This window comes from Methylobacterium sp. 142-1Y, assembly GCF_057747795.1.
Genome location: NZ_CM173224.1, coordinates 2302862 through 2318286, shown reverse-complemented (window position 1 = coordinate 2318286; position 15425 = coordinate 2302862). Strand labels below are relative to the sequence as shown.

Below are 15425 nucleotides of genomic sequence, written 5' to 3'. Positions count from 1 at the left end.
GCGGCAAGAAGCACGGCAAGTGCGGCCTTTTGCGGGCGGGCGCGCCCCTCTCGCCACACCCGGCCGCGTTGCGCTCGCGGGCGTCCGGCCGCTACACAGGTCCGACGCGGCGCCGTAAGGGACGCGCGCGAAACCGAAAAGAACGGGACGAAAGCAGCGCCATGGCGGACGGCATCAGCATCGAGATCGAATCCCTCGCCGCGTCCGGGGCGCCGCTCAAGCCCGGCGGCGACCTCGTGCTGTTCGTGGGCGAGGACCTCGCGCTGTCGCCGCGGGCGGCCGAGATCGCCGGGCCCGGCGCGGCCGAGCTGGTGGCACGGGCGGCCGGCGTCGAGCGGTTCAAGGGCAAGGCGTCGAGCGCGATGGTGCTTACCGCCCCGGCCGGCCTGTCGGTCGAGCGGCTGGTGGTGATCGGCACCGGCTCCGACGAGGCGGCCGCGCGCGACTGGGCGAGCCTGGGCGGCTACACCGCCGGCAAGCTCGGCAGCCGCTCGGCCACCCTGGTGCTCGAATGGCCCGGCACCGCGCCCGGCACCGACGAGGTCGCGGCCTTCTCGACGGGGGCGCGGCTACGCGCCTACAAGTTCGACCGCTACAAGAGCAAGAAGTCGCCCGACGGCGAGGAGACGGGCGGCAACGGTCGCCTGACCCTGCTGGTGCCGGAGAATGCCGGGCTGAAGAAGGCCATGCGCGGCGCCGAGGGGCTGGCCGAGGGCGTGATCCTCGCCCGCGAACTCGTCAACGAGCCGCCGAACGTCCTCGACCCGGAGGAGTTCGCCCGGCGGGCCTCCGCCCTGGAGAAGCTCGGCGTCGAGATCGAGATCCTCGACGAGAAGGACATGAAGAAGCTCGGCATGCGGGCTCTCCTCGCCGTCGCGCAGGGCTCGGCCAAGGAGGCCCGGGTCGTCATCATGCGCTGGAACGGCGGCGAGGACGCCTCCGAGGCGCCGGTGGCCTTCATCGGCAAGGGCGTGACCTTCGATTCCGGCGGCGTCTCCATCAAGGGGAGCGGCGGCATGGAGGACATGAAGGGCGACATGGCGGGCGCGGCTTGCGTCGTCGGCCTGATGCACGCGCTCGCCAGCCGCAAGGCCAAGGTCAACGCGCTCGGCGCCATCGGTCTCGTCGAGAACATGCCCGACGGCAAGGCCCAGCGCCCCGGCGACATCGTCACCTCGATGTCGGGCCAGACGATCGAGATCATCAACACCGACGCGGAAGGCCGCCTGGTGCTCGCCGACGTGCTCTGGCACGTCCAGCAGACCTACAAGCCCCGGTTCATGATCGATCTCGCGACCCTGACGGGCGCGATCCTGGTGGCGCTCGGCCAGGAATTCGCCGGCATGTTCTCGAACAACGACGAACTGGCGCAGCGCCTCTCGGCGGCGGGCGAGGCCACCGGCGAGAAGGTCTGGCGGATGCCGCTGGCGCCGGGCTTCGACAAGCTGATCGAGTCGAAATTCGCCGACATGAAGAACACCGGCGGCCGGCACGGCGGCTCGGCCACGGCGGCCCAGTTCCTCAAGCGCTACGTCAACGACGTGCCGTGGATCCACCTCGACATCGCCGGCGTCGGGATGGGCTCGCCGGCCACCGAGACCAACCGCTCCTGGGGCTCGGGCTGGGGCGTGCGCCTCCTCGACCGACTCGTGCGCGACCACTACGAGGCGTGAGCGCCGCGGCCGGAGACCGTCCGGGGGCCCGGACATCCTCCCGGACGGGGCACCTCGCCGCCCTGATCCCGCTCGGGGCGGCCCTCGCCGCGGTGGCGCTCGCCGCCGCGACCGGCGCGACGCAGGGCAGCCTGGCTTCGGCCGGCCTCGACGCGTGGGTCTACGGCTTCTTCGCCGACCGCTACCCGCTGTTCTTCGCGGCCATCGTGTACGGCGTCGTGCGGGCGGCCCTGCTGCCGCTCTCCGCGCCGGGCTGGCGGGGCTGGCTCGGGGCGGTTTTCGGATTCGCCCTCGTCGTCGCCCTGTCGCTGCACCCGACCTATGGTGGGCTGGTGCTGCGGGCCGGCTTCTCGGTCGGAGGCGTCGCCTTCCTGTCCGGCCAGCCGATGGCCCTGGCGCAGGGGCTCGGCGCGGTTGTGGCGGCGTCCGTGTTCGGCGGAGCCTTGGGCTTTGCCGCCCTGATCGCCCGCGGCCTGCCGCGTCGCGGCACCTGGCGCCGGGCCCTCGTCCGGGGGCTTCTGCGCTTCGTCGCGCTCGCCTGGGCCCTCGGCCTCCTGGCGGCGGCACGGGATCTCGGCCTCTCGGGTTTTCCACGCCGTCCGCTCGCCGGTACGCAAGCGATGGTGTCCCTGGGAATCGTGCTCGCGGCGTTCCTGCCCCATGCGATCCTCGGCCTCGCCGGTCCTCGCGGGTCGGTTGAAACGGCCTCGGCTAGGCGCTAACCCGGAGGTAAGCCGGAGCCCCGCGTGGCATCCAAGGAGGCATCCGGCACCGGGAGGGCAGGAGTTCATGGGCAAGGGGTCGAGCGCGATGGAACCGAAAACCCCGCCGCGGCCCTGGCTCGCCGCCTACCCGGCCGGCGTCCCGGCGGAGATCGACGTGAACGGCCTCGGCACGCTGGTCGAGCTGATCGAATCGTGTGCGCAACGCTTCGCCGACCGGCCGGCGATCACCTGTTTCGGGGCCTCGCTGACCTATGCGGCCCTGCGGCGCGAGGGCGGGGCGGTGGCGGCCTGGCTCCAGGCGCACGGCATCGGCAAGGGCGACCGGGTCGCCATCATGATGCCGAACGTGCCGGCCTTTCCCATCGCGCTCGTCGGGGTGCTGCTCGCCGGCGCCACGGTGGTCAACGTCAACCCGCTCTACACCCCCCGCGAACTCACCCACCAGCTGCGCGATGCCGGCGCCCGGGCGCTCTTCGTGCTGGAGAACTTTTGCCACACCGTCGCCGAGGCGCTGCCCGACCTGCCCGGTCTCGAACGGGTGGTGGTGGCCGGCGCCGGCGACGGGCTCGGGCTCAAGGGCTCGCTGATCACGCTCGCGGCGCGCCACCTGAAGAAGGCGGTGCCGGCCTTCAGCCTGCCGGCCGCACGCCGCACGCACTTCAAGGCGGCCCTCGCCGCGGGGCGCAAGGCGACGTTCCGGCCGGTCGCGGTCGGTCCCGACGACCTCGCCTTCCTGCAATATACCGGTGGCACCACCGGCGTGTCGAAGGGGGCGATGCTGACCCATCGCAACGTCGCCGCCAATGTCGAGCAGAGCCGGGTGTGGTTCCGCATGCGCGACGACGAGGGGCCGGGCCGGGTGATGGTCACGGCCCTGCCGCTCTACCACATCTTCGCGCTGACCTGCTGCTTCTTCTTCATGATGCGGCTCGGGGCCTGCTGCCTGCTGGTGCCGAACCCGCGCGACATCGGCGGCTTCGTGACGTTGCTGCGCAAGAGCCGGTTCACCAACCTGTCGGGCGTCAACACCCTGTTCAACGCGCTCCTCAACCATCCCGATCTTGCCAAGGTCGACTGGTCGCGGCTCGAATATTCCATCGCCGGCGGGATGGCGATGCAGGGACCCGTCGCAAAGCGCTGGAAGGCGGCGACCGGCAAGACGGTGATCGAGGGCTACGGCCTGTCGGAGACCTCGCCGGTGGTCTCGATCAACCCGCCGGACCTGCACGACTGGTCGGGCACCATCGGCTACCCGGTCTCCTCGACCGAGGTCTGCATCCGCAACGACGCCGGCACGACCCTGCCGATGGGCCAGCCCGGCGAGCTCTGCGTCCGCGGCCCGCAGGTGATGGCCGGCTACTGGGGCCGGCCCGACGAGACCGCCCGGGCGATGACCCCGGACGGCTTCTTCCGCACCGGCGACATCGCGGTGATCGAGCCCGACGGCCAGGTCCGCATCGTCGACCGGATGAAGGACATGATCCTGGTCTCCGGCTTCAACGTCTATCCGAACGAGGTCGAGGACGTGCTCGCCGCCCATCCGGGCGTGCTCGAAGTGGCGGTGGTGGGCGAGCCCGCGGCGGAGACCGGCGAGAGCGTCGTCGCCCACGTGGTCCGGCGCGACCCCGACCTGACGGCGGACGCCCTGCGCGCCTATGCCCGGGAAGGCCTCACGGCCTACAAGGTGCCGCGCCGCATCGTCTTCCGCGACAGCCTGCCGAAGACTAATGTCGGCAAGGTGCTGCGGCGGGCCTTGCGGGACGGGGAGGCGGTGGGGTGAGCCGCGGCCCGGCGGACGATGTCGGAACGGCCGGCCGTTGATCGGGGCTGGCCCTCACCACCCGCCCCGCCGCATCCGCACATGGTCCCGTGTGATGGCGTCGAGCGTCGGGGTTCCCAGCAACGTCATCGCGTTGTCGAGTTCACTCCCGAAAATCTCGATCGCCCGGGAGACGCCCGCGGTCCCGCCGGCCGAGAGGCCCCACAGGAACGGTCGCCCCAGGCTGCAGGCGGTGGCGCCGAGCGCCAGTGCCTTGATCACGTCGGTGCCGCGGCGCACGCCGCCGTCGAGGATGATCTCGGCTCGGCCCGCCACCGCCTCGGCCACGTCCGGCAGGGCGGTGATCGCCGCCGGCACGTCGTCGAGCTGGCGGCCGCCATGGTTGGAGACGATCACCGCCTCGATGCCGAGCGCCACCGCCGTCTCGGCGTCGCCCGGATGCAGCAGGCCCTTCAGCGCCATCGGGCCGCGCCAAAGGTCGCGGATGCGCGCGATGTCGTCCCAACTGGCCGAGGGGTCGAACAGCGAGGCGACGTGCTGCGCCACGCTGGTGAAGCCGGTCCCTACCATCTGGAAGTTGCCGAAGCCGAGCCGCGACCGGGCGGCACCGGCGAGCCAGGCCGGCCGTCGGGCGAGGTCGAGGGCGGTGGAGAGGCGGGGCTTGAGCGGCATGGTGAAGGCGTTGCGCAGGTCGCGCTCGCGCCGGCCCTGCACCGCGAGGTCGACGGTGAGGCAGAGCACCCGGTAGCGCGACGCGGCGGCGCGGCGCAGGAGCGCCTGCATCCAGTCCCGGTCGCGCAGGAAGTAGAGCTGGAACCAGCGCTCGCCCTCGGGCGCGCCCTCCGCCACCTGCTCGATCGAGGCGACGGAATTGGTCGACAGGCAGTAGGGGATGCCGGCGCGCGCCGCCGCCCGCGCGCCCGCCACCTCGCCGTCGGGCCAGAAGAAACCGGCGAGCCCGGTCGGCGCCATCATGATCGGCAGGGACGCGCGATATCCGAGGATCGACCGGGACAGGTCGCGGGTGCCGACATCGACGCCGACCCGCGGCATCAGCATCCAGCCGTCGAAGGCCTCGACGTTGTCGCGCAAGGTGCGCTCGTCCTCGGCGCCGCCGTCGATGAAGTCGAACACCGCCTTCGGCAGCCGCCGGGCCGCCTGGGCGCGCAGGTCGGCGATCGTGTAAGCGCGCTGCAGCCGGGCGGTCAGGCGGGTCGGGGCGGCGGGGATCGCCGGGGCCGGCGGCTTCGCCAGGGCGGAGGAGGGCCGTGGGGCGAGGGCTCGCCCCGTGTGGCGCTCGTCTGCATCCACGCTTGCCTCCCCCGTCCTGTTCTTGAACGACGGGTTAGCATCGGCGCGCGGCGGCCTGCAACCGGTTGGCAACGTGACCGGAGGTGCCGGGCTGTTCGCGCGCCCGGCGCATGCCCAAATCCGCTAGGAACTGCGGCCGGAACCCTGACGACGCCGACATGCTGCGCTGCGGCAGCCTGCCGATTTTCTCTTACCGCCGCGCTTGCTAAGGAGGGCATCGTGCATGCGCGTAAGGGAGTCCCATGAGCCTCGTCCAGGCGGCCTTCGGCCGGTTCAAGCAGACGGTGACCGCCTATGCGGGTGACGCTCCGCTGATGAAGGCCGCGGTGTCGGCCTGTGCCAACGTGATCGTGGCCGATGGCGAGGTCGCCGGAGCGGAGTTCGAGGCGGCGCTGAAGGGCATGCTCGCCGATCCGATCCTCGAGAAGGGCTATGACAGCCTGATGCTGGAGGAAGAGCTCTACGACGCGATCGGCCGCGCCCGTACCCGCGCCGGGCGGATGCAGAACATGCACTTCATCGAAGCCCTGGCCGAGCGCCCGGCGGAGCAGCGCCAGAGCGTCTTCCTGATCGCCGCCGACGTCGCGGATTTCGAGGGCATCAGCCCCTCCGAGCACCGGGCCCTGACCGAGGTGGCCTCGGCGCTCGGGCTCGACTGGGACGCGTTACTCTCCTGATCACCGGCCTGCGGACAGGTTCACGCAAATGATGTGATCCACCGCCGCCCAGGCGGCCGGCGTGGCGCTGGTCCGGTTCGGGGAGCCGGCCTCGGGTCACGGCGCATTGTTCCGGATGAGCTGGCACTATTTCCAGATCGTTGCAGGCGATCTGCAGAGCGACGAGGCGGTCTTCCGCGGCGCCCGCAATCTATCTCCACGCCATGCATGGACGCATCGATACCCGCCGCGCTGCCCGGCGAAGATGATAATCCTATCAGGCTATCCGATGGGCCAGACTAGTCAGAAAAGCTGAAACTCATCTTCCGCACCGACGTTGTTATCCCCAGATGAACTGAGAATAACATCAATGCAGACAGTCTTTACTGCCAGCGCGACTGCGATCATCCTGGCCGGCTTCTCGGCCTCGGCGATGGCCGAGGAGACCACAGTGATCCATCGCGACCGGGCGCCCGGCATCGTGGTCGAACATCCGGGCATTACGGGAGGGCGACGATCTCGCTCTCCCGGACCGCGCGTTCGCCCATCCGCGACCGGATGCGATAGGCGGCTTCGCCGCTGCGATCCTCCGGCATCAGGCGGACGACCTCGAAGGAATCCATGTCGCTGGCCTGGGCGTCGGACGATCCGGACCGCACCATCCGCACGCGCTGGTTCAGCTTGAACTTGTAGGTCATCGCGCAGATCCTTTCGACAATCAGTGTCGGCGGGGCGTTCAGCCCCGCTTGCGTGCCTTGCGGGCGGCGTAGCGGGCGTCGCGCGCGGCTTTCTGCTCGGCTTGCAGCGTCTCGGCATTCCGCTCTGCCTCGGCGGCGCGCTCCGTCTCCTCGGCGGCGGCGATCTCACGCAGACGGGCGGCTTCAGCCTCCGCCTCGGCTTCCCGCGCGAGCCGCCCGGCCTCCTGCGCAGCCCGTTCGGTCTCGCGCTCGGCGAGACGGATGGTCCGCGCTGCGGTGATCGCCTGCCGTGCGGCGCGGCGTGCCGCGAGGGTCGGGTCGGTGTCGGTGGCCCGCGCCTGGAACCGGGCGAGCGTGGCCCGGCGGGCGGCATCGGCCGAACCCAGCCGGTCGCCGAGCGGCGCTTCCTTGAACTTGCCCATCGCTCAAACCCTGTGCAGGGCGAGGGAGTGGATCGGGCGGGAGAACCGGTCGGCGAGGTGCCAATGCAGCTCCCGGACCGAGTGATACCGGTAGGTGCGGTCGATCAGGTGGCTGACCTCGCGGCTCTCATGATCGACCTGCTGCCAGATCTGCCGCACCTGGAAAGTGGGGGGCTCGATCGCCGGGGTCGGGGACGTGGACTGCGAACTGAAGGTAAAATTCACTCAAGAGTATCCGTTGGAGGTCGGGCCCGCGCCGCGGCGCAGGGCGAGGGATGCGGACGAAATCCTCCGCATCCCGGATCGTCGAGCCGTTACGCGGCGCGCAGGTTGCCGGCGGATTGCTTGCCGCTGCGCCGGTCGGTCTCCATCTCGTAGGAGATCTTCTGGCCCTCGTTGAGGGTCTGCATGCCCGACCGCTCGACGGCGGAGATGTGCACGAACACGTCCTTGCCGCCGTCATCCGGTTGGATGAAGCCGAAACCCTTCTGGACGTTGAACCACTTCACGGTGCCGATAGTCATTGTCGTATCCATGATCTGCAAGCGTAGGATGGAGCTCGGCACGCTGTCAGCGGCGCCAAGGCTCGAATCAATCGACGGATTTGGAGCGAGTGGCAGAGCGTGCGCCAGCGGAAACGCGGCGGAGAGGCTCGGTAATCAGGCCAACAATCGATTTATCATCTCTAAACGAGAATTTGCCAGAGCGCAAGGCGACCGCGAAAATATTTATGGAAATCGCCGGAACGATTGAAAAAGCTCTCGAAAAACCACCTGTCATCACCGTAAATCGAGACGTCAAGGCGCTGCCGAGGCTCACGAATCCAAACCTCGCCCGGGGGTGGGCGCGACCCTGATCCGCCGCTGCGCGTTCCGGTCCGAAACCCGTCAGGCGGCGTCGGGGCGCTCTCCCGGGGCCGGGCCAGCCGATGCAGGCCAGCCGATGCAGGCTTCATGGGCGCGGAAGTTGCGCAGCCACCAGCCCCAATCCTCCGGCACCAGGGAGAACGGGTCGGGATGCGCGAGTTCCCGCGCCGCCCAGACCGGCCAGTGCGGGTTCGACAGGGCGGGCCGGCCGAGGAAGACGAGGTCGATCAACTCGTCGCGGATCACCCGGTCGGCCAAAGCCGGCAGGCCGAGATTCCAGCTGACGCCCACCGGGATCCCGACCTCGCGCCGCACCCGCGTGCCGCGCTCGACCATGAACGACATCCGGGCGAAGGGCGGATCGGTCATCGCGTCGGTATTGAAGCCGATCGACAGGTCGGCGAGGTCGAGGCCGTGCTCCTTCATCTTGGCGACCGCCACCACAGCCTCGTCGAACTGTACGCCGTCGGGGTGGAGGTCGTCGGAGCCGAGCCGCATGGTCAGGGGCAGGCGCTCGGGCCATACCGCCCGCACGGCGTCGAGGGCTTCGAGGTGGAACCGCAAGCGGTTGTCGAGGCTCCCGCCGTAGCGGTCGGTGCGCTGGTTGGCGAGCGGAGAGAAGAAGCTGGCGCCGAGATAGCCGTGGGCGAAATGCATCTCCAGCCACTCGAACCCGGCGTCGAGCGCCCGGCGCGCCGCGTCCGCGTAGGCTCGGTGGATGCCGGCGATCTCCTCGACCGTCAGTTCCTCGACCGGGTAGGTGTAGCGGCCGCCATAGGAGATCGGGGAGGGGGCCTTGAGCTGCCAGCCGTCGGGATGGTCCGGCGGGAGCTGGAGCTTGCCCTCCCAGGGTTTCTGCTCGCTGCCCTTGCGCCCGGTATGGCCGAGCTGGATCGCCGGCACCCCGCCCATCTCCCGGATGATGCGGGTGACCCGAGCGAGCCCCTCGACGTGACGGTCGTCCCAGATGCCCGCGCAGGCGCTGGTGGTGCGCCCCTCCGGGGTGATGGCGATCTGTTCTGGGAAGACGAGCCCGAACCCGCCCGCCGCCCGCGAGCCGTAGAGCATCACGTGGTAGTCGCCCATCGCCCCGTCGACCGAGCGATGCATGGTCATCGGCGACATCGCGATCCGGTTGCGGAGCGTGACGTCCTTCAGGGTGAAGGGGCTGAACAGGTCAGGCATGCGGCCTCGCGGGGGCGGGCCGCCCCGCCGGGAGGCCACCCGCGAGGGTAGGGAGCCGCGGCATGAGCCGGCAAGGGCGCGAGAGCGCCCATGCCAGTTTGTCGCGCGGCCGTCGCCGCCGAATGAGGCGCGACGTTACCGGGTGGGTCGTCCGTCATCACGGGCGCGACCTCTCCGGAAGCGGCGTCCCCTCTCCCGGCTCACTTCGTTCGCCACCCTCGCCCGCAGAGGGGGGAGGGTTCAGCGGCGGCGCCGTCGAGGTTTGGCTACTCGATGCCGAGCTTCGCCTTGAGCAGCGCGTTCACCGCCGCCGGGTTGGCCTTGCCGCCGGTCGCCTTCATGGTCTGGCCGACGAACCAGCCGAGCAGGGTGGGCTTGGCCTTGGCCTGCTCGACCTTGTCGGGGTTGGCCGCGATGATCTGGTCGATCGCCGCCTCGATCGCCCCGGTATCGGTGACCTGGCGCAAGCCCCGGCTCTCGACGATCTGGCGCGGCTCGCCGCCTTCGCTCCAGACGATCTCGAACACGTCCTTGGCGATCTTGCCCGAGATGGTGTTGTCGCCGATCAGATCGACGATCGCGCCGAGCTGAGCCGCCGAGACCGGGCTGTCCTCGATGCTCTTGCCCTCCTTGTTCAGGCGGCCGAACAGCTCGTTGATGACCCAGTTCGCCGCGATCTTGCCGTCGCGGCCCTTGGCCACCGCCTCGAAATAGTCGGCGGAGGCGCGCTCGGCCACCAGCACCGTCGCGTCATAGGGCGACAGGCCGTAAGCCTCGATGAAGCGGGCCTTCTTGGCGTCGGGCAGTTCCGGCAGGCCGGCGGCCAGGCGATCGACGAAGGCCTGGTCGAATTCGAGCGGCAGCAGGTCCGGATCGGGGAAGTAGCGGTAATCGTGCGCCTCTTCCTTCGAGCGCATCGAGCGTGTCTCGCCCTTGGTCGGGTCGAACAGGCGGGTCTCCTGATCGATCGTGCCGCCATCCTCGATGATGGCGATCTGGCGCCGCGCCTCGACCTCGATCGCCTGGCCGATGAAGCGGATCGAGTTGACGTTCTTGATCTCGCAGCGGGTGCCGAAGGGGTCGCCGACCTTGCGCACCGACACGTTCACGTCGGCGCGTAAGGAGCCCTTCTCCATGTCGCCGTCGCAGGTGCCGAGGTAGCGCAGGATGGTGCGCAGCTTCGTCACGTAGGCCTTGGCCTCCTCCGAGGAGCGCAGGTCCGGCTTCGAGACGATCTCCATCAGCGCCACGCCCGACCGGTTGAGGTCGACGAAGCTCATCGTCGGGGACTGGTCGTGCAGCGACTTGCCGGCATCCTGCTCGAGGTGCAGGCGCTCGATCCCGACCGTGATGCTCTCGCCGTCGGGGAGATCGACCAGCACCTCGCCCTCGCCGACGATCGGGCTCTTGTACTGGCTGATCTGGTAGCCCTGGGGCAGGTCCGGGTAGAAGTAGTTCTTCCGGTCGAACACCGAGCGATGGTTGATCTGCGCCTTGAGGCCGAGGCCGGTGCGCACGGCCTGCGCGACGCATTCGCGGTTGATCACCGGCAGCATGCCGGGCATCGCGGCGTCGACCAGCGAGACGTTGTCGTTCGGCTCGGCCCCGAAGGCGGTCGGCGCGCCGGAAAACAGCTTCGAGCGGCTGGTGACCTGGGCATGGATCTCCATGCCGATCACCACCTCCCAGTCGCCCAGCGCGCCCTTGATCAGCTTCTTGGGGTTCACGGGAGCGTTCATGAGGGTCAGGTCTCTCAAGCGATTTCCCCCCTCTCCCGTGGGGCGAGGGGAGCGATTGCGCCTAGTAGGAAGGGCGGCGCGAAGCCGTCAAGCGCGCGGCGCGATCACCCGGCGGGCGGAGTAGCCGACGATCGCGTAGATCAGCGCCGCACCCGTCCGCACCGGAAAGAAGGTGGGCAATTCCCGCCCGATCGGCGCCGGCCACGGCACGCCGATCCCGGTCAGGACCCACGACACCAGCACAGAGGCGACGAGCGCCATGATGGCGACGAGCACCACCTTGCCGAACTGGTCCGCCTTCCAGCCGAGAAACAGCGCGAGCCCGATCAGGACGGGATCGAACGCCGCCATGATCCAGACTTCGGGCGGGTAATACGGGACGGTGGGGTGGTTCACGCCCACCACGCCTGCGGCAGGGCGATGCGGCCCGCCGCCTCCTCGATCACCTGGCCGGCGGCAAACAGCGTCTCCTCGTCGAAGGGCCGGCCGATCAGCTGGAGGCCGAGCGGCAGCCCCTGCGCGTCGAGGCCCGCCGGCACCGCGAGACCCGGGAGACCGGCCATGTTCACCGTCACGGTGAACACGTCGAGGAGGTACATCTCGACCGGGTCGGCCTTGGCCTTCTCGCCGAAGCCGAAGGCGGCCGACGGGGTGGTGGGGGTGAGGATCGCGTCGACGCCCGAGGCGTAGACCTGCTCGAAGTCGCGCTTGATCAGCGTGCGGATCTGCTGCGCCCGGACGTAATAGGCGTCGTAATAGCCGGCCGAGAGCACGTAGGTGCCGATCATGATCCGGCGCTTGACCTCGCGGCCGAAGCCGGCGGCGCGGGTGCCCTCGTACATCCCGACGATGTCGCGCGCCGGAACGCGCAGGCCGTAGCGGACGCCGTCGTAGCGGGCGAGGTTCGAGGACGCCTCGGCCGGCGCCACGATGTAGTAGGCCGGCAGCGCGTACTTCGTGTGCGGCAGCGAGACCTCGACCACCTTGGCGCCGGCCTCGCGCAGCCAGTCGGCGCCCTGCTGCCACAGCCGCTCGATCTCGGCCGGCATGCCGTCGACCCGGTACTCCTTCGGGATGCCGATGGTCAGGCCCTTGACGCCGCGGTTCACCGCCGCCTCGAAGTCCGGCACCGGCAGGTTGACGGACGTGGTGTCCTTGTCGTCGTGGCCGGACATCGAGGTCAGCAGGATCGCGGTGTCGCGCACCGTGCGGGCGATCGGCCCGGCCTGGTCGAGGGACGACGCGAAGGCGACCGTGCCCCAGCGCGAGCAGCGGCCGTAAGTGGGCTTGATCCCGACCGTGCCGGTGAAGGCCGCCGGCTGGCGGATCGAGCCGCCGGTATCGGTGGCGGTGGCGCCGAGGCACAGGCGGGCCGCGACCGCGGCGGCCGAGCCGCCCGACGAGCCGCCGGGCACCAGCCTGGTCTCGTCGCCGGGCCTGCGCCAGGGCGAGATCACCGGGCCGTAGGCGCTGGTCTCGTTCGACGAGCCCATGGCGAACTCGTCGAGGTTGAGCTTGCCGAGCATCACCGCGCCGTCACGCCACAGATTGTGGGTGACGGTGGATTCGTAATGCGGCTGGAAGCCCTCGAGGATCTTCGAGCCCGCCGTGGTGGTGACCCCGTGGGTGCAGAACAGGTCCTTGATGCCGAGCGGCAGGCCCTCGAGCGGCCGGGCCTCGCCGGCGGCGAGCTTCTGGTCGGCGACCTCGGCCATGGCGAGCGCCCGGTCGGGCGTCTCGAGCAGGTAGGCGTTCAGCACGCGCGCCTTCTCGATCGCCGAGAGATGGGCCTGCGTCAGCTCCCGGGCGGAGAAATCCTTGGCCCGCAGCCCGTCGCGGGCCTGCGCCAGGGTGAGGTCGGTCAGCTCTGCCGGCTTGGTGCTCACGATCGTCTCGTCCTGTCGCGGCCATTGGCCGTCTTGGGTGCGCTGTCGGCGGTCTCGGCGGTCTCGAACGAGATTACTCGACGACCTTCGGCACCACGAAGTAGTTGTCCTCGGTCAGCGGCGCGTTGAACACGATCTCGCGGGCGTGGCCGCCATCGGTGATCACGTCCTCGCGGCTCTTCATCGCCATCGGGGTCACCGAGGTCATCGGCTCGACACCCGACACGTCGACCGCGTCGAGCTGCTCGACGAAGGACAGGATGGCGTTGAGTTCGTCCTGGAGCGGCGCCACCTCGTCGTCGGTGACCGCGATCCGCGCCAGATGCGCGATGCGCCGGACCGTCTTGGCGTCGACCGACATGGGCACTCCGTTCGGACAAGCGAGGAACCAGGCTCGACGAGCCCGGCGGCCGGTTCACGGCCGCGAGGCGCTATAACACCGGCTTTCGCGCTGCCGCAACGGGCGGGGTGGGTCAGGCCGCCGGCCGCTGGAGCGGGAGCGCCGCGATGGCGTGGGCCCGGCTCGCCGGCGCCTCGATCATCACCGCGCGCGGCTTGAAGTTCCGGCGCGCCTCCATGCCGCCCGTATAGAGCACGGCCGCCGCGGTCAGCAGCATCAGCTTGTGCTTGCGCGGCATCCGCCGGGGGGCGCCGTCCTGCGGCGCCGGCTCGGCGGGGAGCGAAGCGGCCCGGCAGATCCGGCGGCCGATGGCCAGGATCGCGTCGGCCGGCACCCGGCGGGAGACGGCCGGGGCGAAGCTCCCGCCGGCGGCGGGCAGCTTGCCCCGCAGCGGGCTCAAACCCCCGTCGAGGTCGAGGGTCATCCGGCCCTGCATCGGCGGGGCAAGCTCCGTCGCGGGGGAGCGATCCTGCCGGCCGGCGCCGGACGAGAAGGGAAGGATGACGGCAGCCACGGCGACCTCGATGCGGGGACACGACAGGTTAACGTTTCGTTAATCCCGCCAGAGCCACCCCGCCACGTCAACCTTTCGTTAACCTTAACGGTGCCGGCCGTTCGACCGCGCCGGCCGCCCCCGGGGGAGGGCGGCCGCGCCTCGTCCTACACCGTGACGGCGGTGCCCTTGTGCGGCACGATCACCTGCACGCCGCTGCCGTCGAGCGCGGACACGAAGCGCTCGGCGCTCTGGTCGACGATCGGGAACGAACCGTAATGGCAGGGAATCACCGCCTTCGGCTTGAAGAAGCGCTTCACCGCAAGCGCCGCGGTCTCGGCTCCCATGGTGAAGCGGTCGCCGATCGGCACCATCAGCACGTCGGGCCGGTAGATCTCCTGGATCAGCGCCATGTCGCCGAAGATGTCGGTGTCGCCCATATGGTAGACCGTCGGCTCGCCCTCGGCGCGCACGATCACGCCGTTCGGCAGTCCCAGCGGCACCGTCACCCCGGCCTCGCTCATGCCGGCCGAGTGGTCGGCCCGCACCAGGCTGACCCGGAACCCCCCGACATCGACCGTGCCGCCGGTATTCATCGGCTCTATTTTCGTCACGCCCTTCGAGGACAGCCACATGCACAGGTCGTAGTTGGTGACGACCTTGGCGCCGGTCTCGGCGGCGATCTCGACCGTGTCGCCGACATGGTCGCCGTGGCCGTGGGTGATGAGGATATGGGTCGCGCCCGCGGTCGCCGCCTGGCGGTCGCCCTCGAAGGCCGGGTTGCCGCTGAAGAACGGATCGATCAACACGTGAGCGGACCCGAAATCGAGGCGGAAGGTGGAATGGCCGAACCAGGTGATGCGCATCGGATGATCTCCGGGCGAAGGATTTTTCGGAATCGGCGGCCGACCGCCCGGACGCTGCGGCGGGGCGGGGCCGGCACAGCCTACCTAACGCGCGGAGGCCGGCCGTGAACCGGGAGACCATCGCGGCTTTTGCCGCCGGGTCGCGCGGCGGCGCCCGCCTGCTCGGGCTCGACCTCGGCACCAAGACCATCGGGCTCGCCCTCTCGGACGTGCAGCGCCGGATCGCCTCGCCGCTGGAGACGATCCGGCGGGTCAAGTTCACGCCCGATGCCGCGGCCTTGGCGGCGATCGCGACGAAGCACGCGGTCGGCGGGCTGGTGGTCGGGCTGCCCCTCAACATGGACGGCAGCGAGGGCCCGCGGGTGCAATCGACCCGCGCCTTCGTGCGCAACCTGAAACCGATCCTGCCCCTGCCGGTGCTGTTCTGGGACGAGCGCCTGTCCACGGCCGCCGTCACCCGCACCCTGCTGGAGGCCGACGCGTCCCGGGCCCGGCGCGGCGAACTCGTCGACAAGCTCGCGGCGGCCTACATCCTGCAGGGCTGCCTGGATGTGCTCGACGGGCTGCGCGAGGATGGGGAGGAGGATTTTCTGGAGTAGGGCGCACCACTTCAACCCTCCCCCCTCTGCGGGGGGAGGGTGCCCCACGGAGCGGGGCGGGAGAGGAGATGACGCTTCCGGAGAGGTCGCGACCGTGATGACGGGCGCCCTCTGGATCACCGTCGC

19 protein-coding genes are annotated in these 15425 nt (G+C 70.1%); 5 read left to right on the top strand and 14 right to left on the bottom strand.

The window, feature by feature from the left end; translation table 11 throughout:
- The first annotated feature begins 161 nt into the window (after window positions 1-161).
- The 3 genes from AC3AOF_RS10640 to AC3AOF_RS10630 all read left to right on the top strand — a co-directional run bounded on the left by AC3AOF_RS10640 (window position 162) and on the right by AC3AOF_RS10630 (window position 4178).
- Window positions 162-1673: a leucyl aminopeptidase gene (locus AC3AOF_RS10640; RefSeq protein ID WP_488348502.1), complete on the top strand. Its 1512-nt coding sequence runs from the start codon at window positions 162-164 to the stop codon at window positions 1671-1673.
- Complete coding sequence (locus AC3AOF_RS10635) at window positions 1670-2395, top strand: hypothetical protein (protein WP_488348501.1); 726 nt, start codon at window positions 1670-1672, stop codon at window positions 2393-2395. The genes AC3AOF_RS10640 and AC3AOF_RS10635 overlap by 4 nt, the downstream gene beginning before the upstream one ends.
- Window positions 2396-2483: 88 nt before the next feature.
- Window positions 2484-4178: an AMP-binding protein gene (locus AC3AOF_RS10630; protein WP_488348500.1), complete on the top strand. Its 1695-nt coding sequence runs from the start codon at window positions 2484-2486 to the stop codon at window positions 4176-4178.
- 54 nt (window positions 4179-4232) lie between these two features.
- Here AC3AOF_RS10630 and AC3AOF_RS10625 read toward each other — a convergent pair whose 3' ends face one another.
- Complete coding sequence (locus AC3AOF_RS10625) at window positions 4233-5489, bottom strand: alpha-hydroxy acid oxidase (RefSeq protein ID WP_488348499.1); 1257 nt, start codon at window positions 5487-5489, stop codon at window positions 4233-4235.
- Between the two features lie 242 nt (window positions 5490-5731).
- On the opposite strand from AC3AOF_RS10625, the gene AC3AOF_RS10620 reads away from it, so the two are divergent.
- Window positions 5732-6166, top strand: a complete 435-nt coding sequence (locus AC3AOF_RS10620; RefSeq protein ID WP_488348498.1) for a tellurite resistance TerB family protein — start codon at window positions 5732-5734, stop codon at window positions 6164-6166.
- 282 nt (window positions 6167-6448) lie between these two features.
- On the opposite strand, the gene AC3AOF_RS10615 is transcribed toward AC3AOF_RS10620, so the two are convergent.
- The 13 genes from AC3AOF_RS10615 to AC3AOF_RS10555 all read right to left on the bottom strand — a co-directional run bounded on the left by AC3AOF_RS10615 (window position 6449) and on the right by AC3AOF_RS10555 (window position 14700).
- The gene (locus AC3AOF_RS10615; RefSeq protein ID WP_488348497.1) at window positions 6449-6625 is read right to left on the bottom strand and encodes a hypothetical protein; all 177 of its coding nucleotides are present in this window, start codon (window positions 6623-6625) and stop codon (window positions 6449-6451) included.
- Between the two features lie 20 nt (window positions 6626-6645).
- The gene (locus tag AC3AOF_RS10610) at window positions 6646-6843 is read right to left on the bottom strand and encodes a hypothetical protein (RefSeq protein ID WP_236992280.1); all 198 of its coding nucleotides are present in this window, start codon (window positions 6841-6843) and stop codon (window positions 6646-6648) included.
- A 38-nt stretch (window positions 6844-6881) separates the two neighbouring features.
- A complete protein-coding gene (locus AC3AOF_RS10605) occupies window positions 6882-7265 on the bottom strand; it encodes a DUF6481 family protein (protein ID WP_488348496.1) in 384 nt (127 codons plus the stop codon).
- A gap of 3 nt (window positions 7266-7268) precedes the next feature.
- Window positions 7269-7490: a hypothetical protein gene (locus AC3AOF_RS10600; RefSeq protein ID WP_236992278.1), complete on the bottom strand. Its 222-nt coding sequence runs from the start codon at window positions 7488-7490 to the stop codon at window positions 7269-7271.
- Between the two features lie 89 nt (window positions 7491-7579).
- On the bottom strand, window positions 7580-7789 hold the full coding sequence (locus tag AC3AOF_RS10595; protein ID WP_236992277.1) for a cold-shock protein: 210 nt from the start codon (window positions 7787-7789) through the stop codon (window positions 7580-7582).
- Between the two features lie 67 nt (window positions 7790-7856).
- Complete coding sequence (locus tag AC3AOF_RS10590; protein ID WP_488348495.1) at window positions 7857-8084, bottom strand: hypothetical protein; 228 nt, start codon at window positions 8082-8084, stop codon at window positions 7857-7859.
- A gap of 68 nt (window positions 8085-8152) precedes the next feature.
- The gene (locus tag AC3AOF_RS10585; RefSeq protein ID WP_236992275.1) at window positions 8153-9316 is read right to left on the bottom strand and encodes an oxidoreductase; all 1164 of its coding nucleotides are present in this window, start codon (window positions 9314-9316) and stop codon (window positions 8153-8155) included.
- A 266-nt stretch (window positions 9317-9582) separates the two neighbouring features.
- Window positions 9583-11055, bottom strand: a complete 1473-nt coding sequence (gatB, locus tag AC3AOF_RS10580; protein WP_236992274.1) for an Asp-tRNA(Asn)/Glu-tRNA(Gln) amidotransferase subunit GatB — start codon at window positions 11053-11055, stop codon at window positions 9583-9585.
- A gap of 87 nt (window positions 11056-11142) precedes the next feature.
- Window positions 11143-11406: a hypothetical protein gene (locus tag AC3AOF_RS10575; RefSeq protein WP_236992916.1), complete on the bottom strand. Its 264-nt coding sequence runs from the start codon at window positions 11404-11406 to the stop codon at window positions 11143-11145.
- Window positions 11407-11447: 41 nt separating this feature from the next.
- Entirely contained in the window at window positions 11448-12941 is a 1494-nt protein-coding gene (gene gatA / locus AC3AOF_RS10570; RefSeq protein WP_488348494.1) for an Asp-tRNA(Asn)/Glu-tRNA(Gln) amidotransferase subunit GatA, read from the bottom strand.
- Window positions 12942-13014: 73 nt separating this feature from the next.
- Entirely contained in the window at window positions 13015-13302 is a 288-nt protein-coding gene (gene gatC, locus AC3AOF_RS10565; RefSeq protein WP_093568433.1) for an Asp-tRNA(Asn)/Glu-tRNA(Gln) amidotransferase subunit GatC, read from the bottom strand.
- 112 nt (window positions 13303-13414) lie between these two features.
- On the bottom strand, window positions 13415-13855 hold the full coding sequence (locus tag AC3AOF_RS10560) for a hypothetical protein (RefSeq protein WP_488348493.1): 441 nt from the start codon (window positions 13853-13855) through the stop codon (window positions 13415-13417).
- 146 nt (window positions 13856-14001) lie between these two features.
- Window positions 14002-14700 (bottom strand): metal-dependent hydrolase, encoded by a 699-nt coding sequence (locus AC3AOF_RS10555; protein WP_488348492.1) that lies wholly within the window; start codon window positions 14698-14700, stop codon window positions 14002-14004.
- 104 nt (window positions 14701-14804) lie between these two features.
- Between AC3AOF_RS10555 and ruvX the strand changes: the two genes are divergently transcribed.
- Window positions 14805-15299: a Holliday junction resolvase RuvX gene (ruvX, locus tag AC3AOF_RS10550; RefSeq protein WP_236992270.1), complete on the top strand. Its 495-nt coding sequence runs from the start codon at window positions 14805-14807 to the stop codon at window positions 15297-15299.
- The last annotated feature ends 126 nt before the right edge of the window (window positions 15300-15425 follow it).

Bases quoted from the DNA above. Each gene is read 5' to 3' on its own strand.
- AC3AOF_RS10575 (WP_236992916.1), bottom strand. From the start codon at position 11,406: ATGGCGGCGTTCGATCCCGTCCTGATCGGGCTCGCGCTGTTTCTCGGC.
- AC3AOF_RS10615 (WP_488348497.1), bottom strand. From the start codon at position 6,625: ATGCCGGGCGCCCGGTCGCGATGGATCACTGTGGTCTCCTCGGCCATC.
- AC3AOF_RS10620 (WP_488348498.1), top strand. From the start codon at position 5,732: ATGAGCCTCGTCCAGGCGGCCTTCGGCCGGTTCAAGCAGACGGTGACC.
- AC3AOF_RS10595 (WP_236992277.1), bottom strand. From the start codon at position 7,789: ATGACTATCGGCACCGTGAAGTGGTTCAACGTCCAGAAGGGTTTCGGC.
- AC3AOF_RS10630 (WP_488348500.1), top strand. From the start codon at position 2,484: ATGGAACCGAAAACCCCGCCGCGGCCCTGGCTCGCCGCCTACCCGGCC.
- AC3AOF_RS10555 (WP_488348492.1), bottom strand. From the start codon at position 14,700: ATGCGCATCACCTGGTTCGGCCATTCCACCTTCCGCCTCGATTTCGGG.
- gatC (WP_093568433.1), bottom strand. From the start codon at position 13,302: ATGTCGGTCGACGCCAAGACGGTCCGGCGCATCGCGCATCTGGCGCGG.
- AC3AOF_RS10605 (WP_488348496.1), bottom strand. From the start codon at position 7,265: ATGGGCAAGTTCAAGGAAGCGCCGCTCGGCGACCGGCTGGGTTCGGCC.
- AC3AOF_RS10610 (WP_236992280.1), bottom strand. From the start codon at position 6,843: ATGACCTACAAGTTCAAGCTGAACCAGCGCGTGCGGATGGTGCGGTCC.
- gatB (WP_236992274.1), bottom strand. From the start codon at position 11,055: ATGAACGCTCCCGTGAACCCCAAGAAGCTGATCAAGGGCGCGCTGGGC.
- AC3AOF_RS10640 (WP_488348502.1), top strand. From the start codon at position 162: ATGGCGGACGGCATCAGCATCGAGATCGAATCCCTCGCCGCGTCCGGG.
- AC3AOF_RS10585 (WP_236992275.1), bottom strand. From the start codon at position 9,316: ATGCCTGACCTGTTCAGCCCCTTCACCCTGAAGGACGTCACGCTCCGC.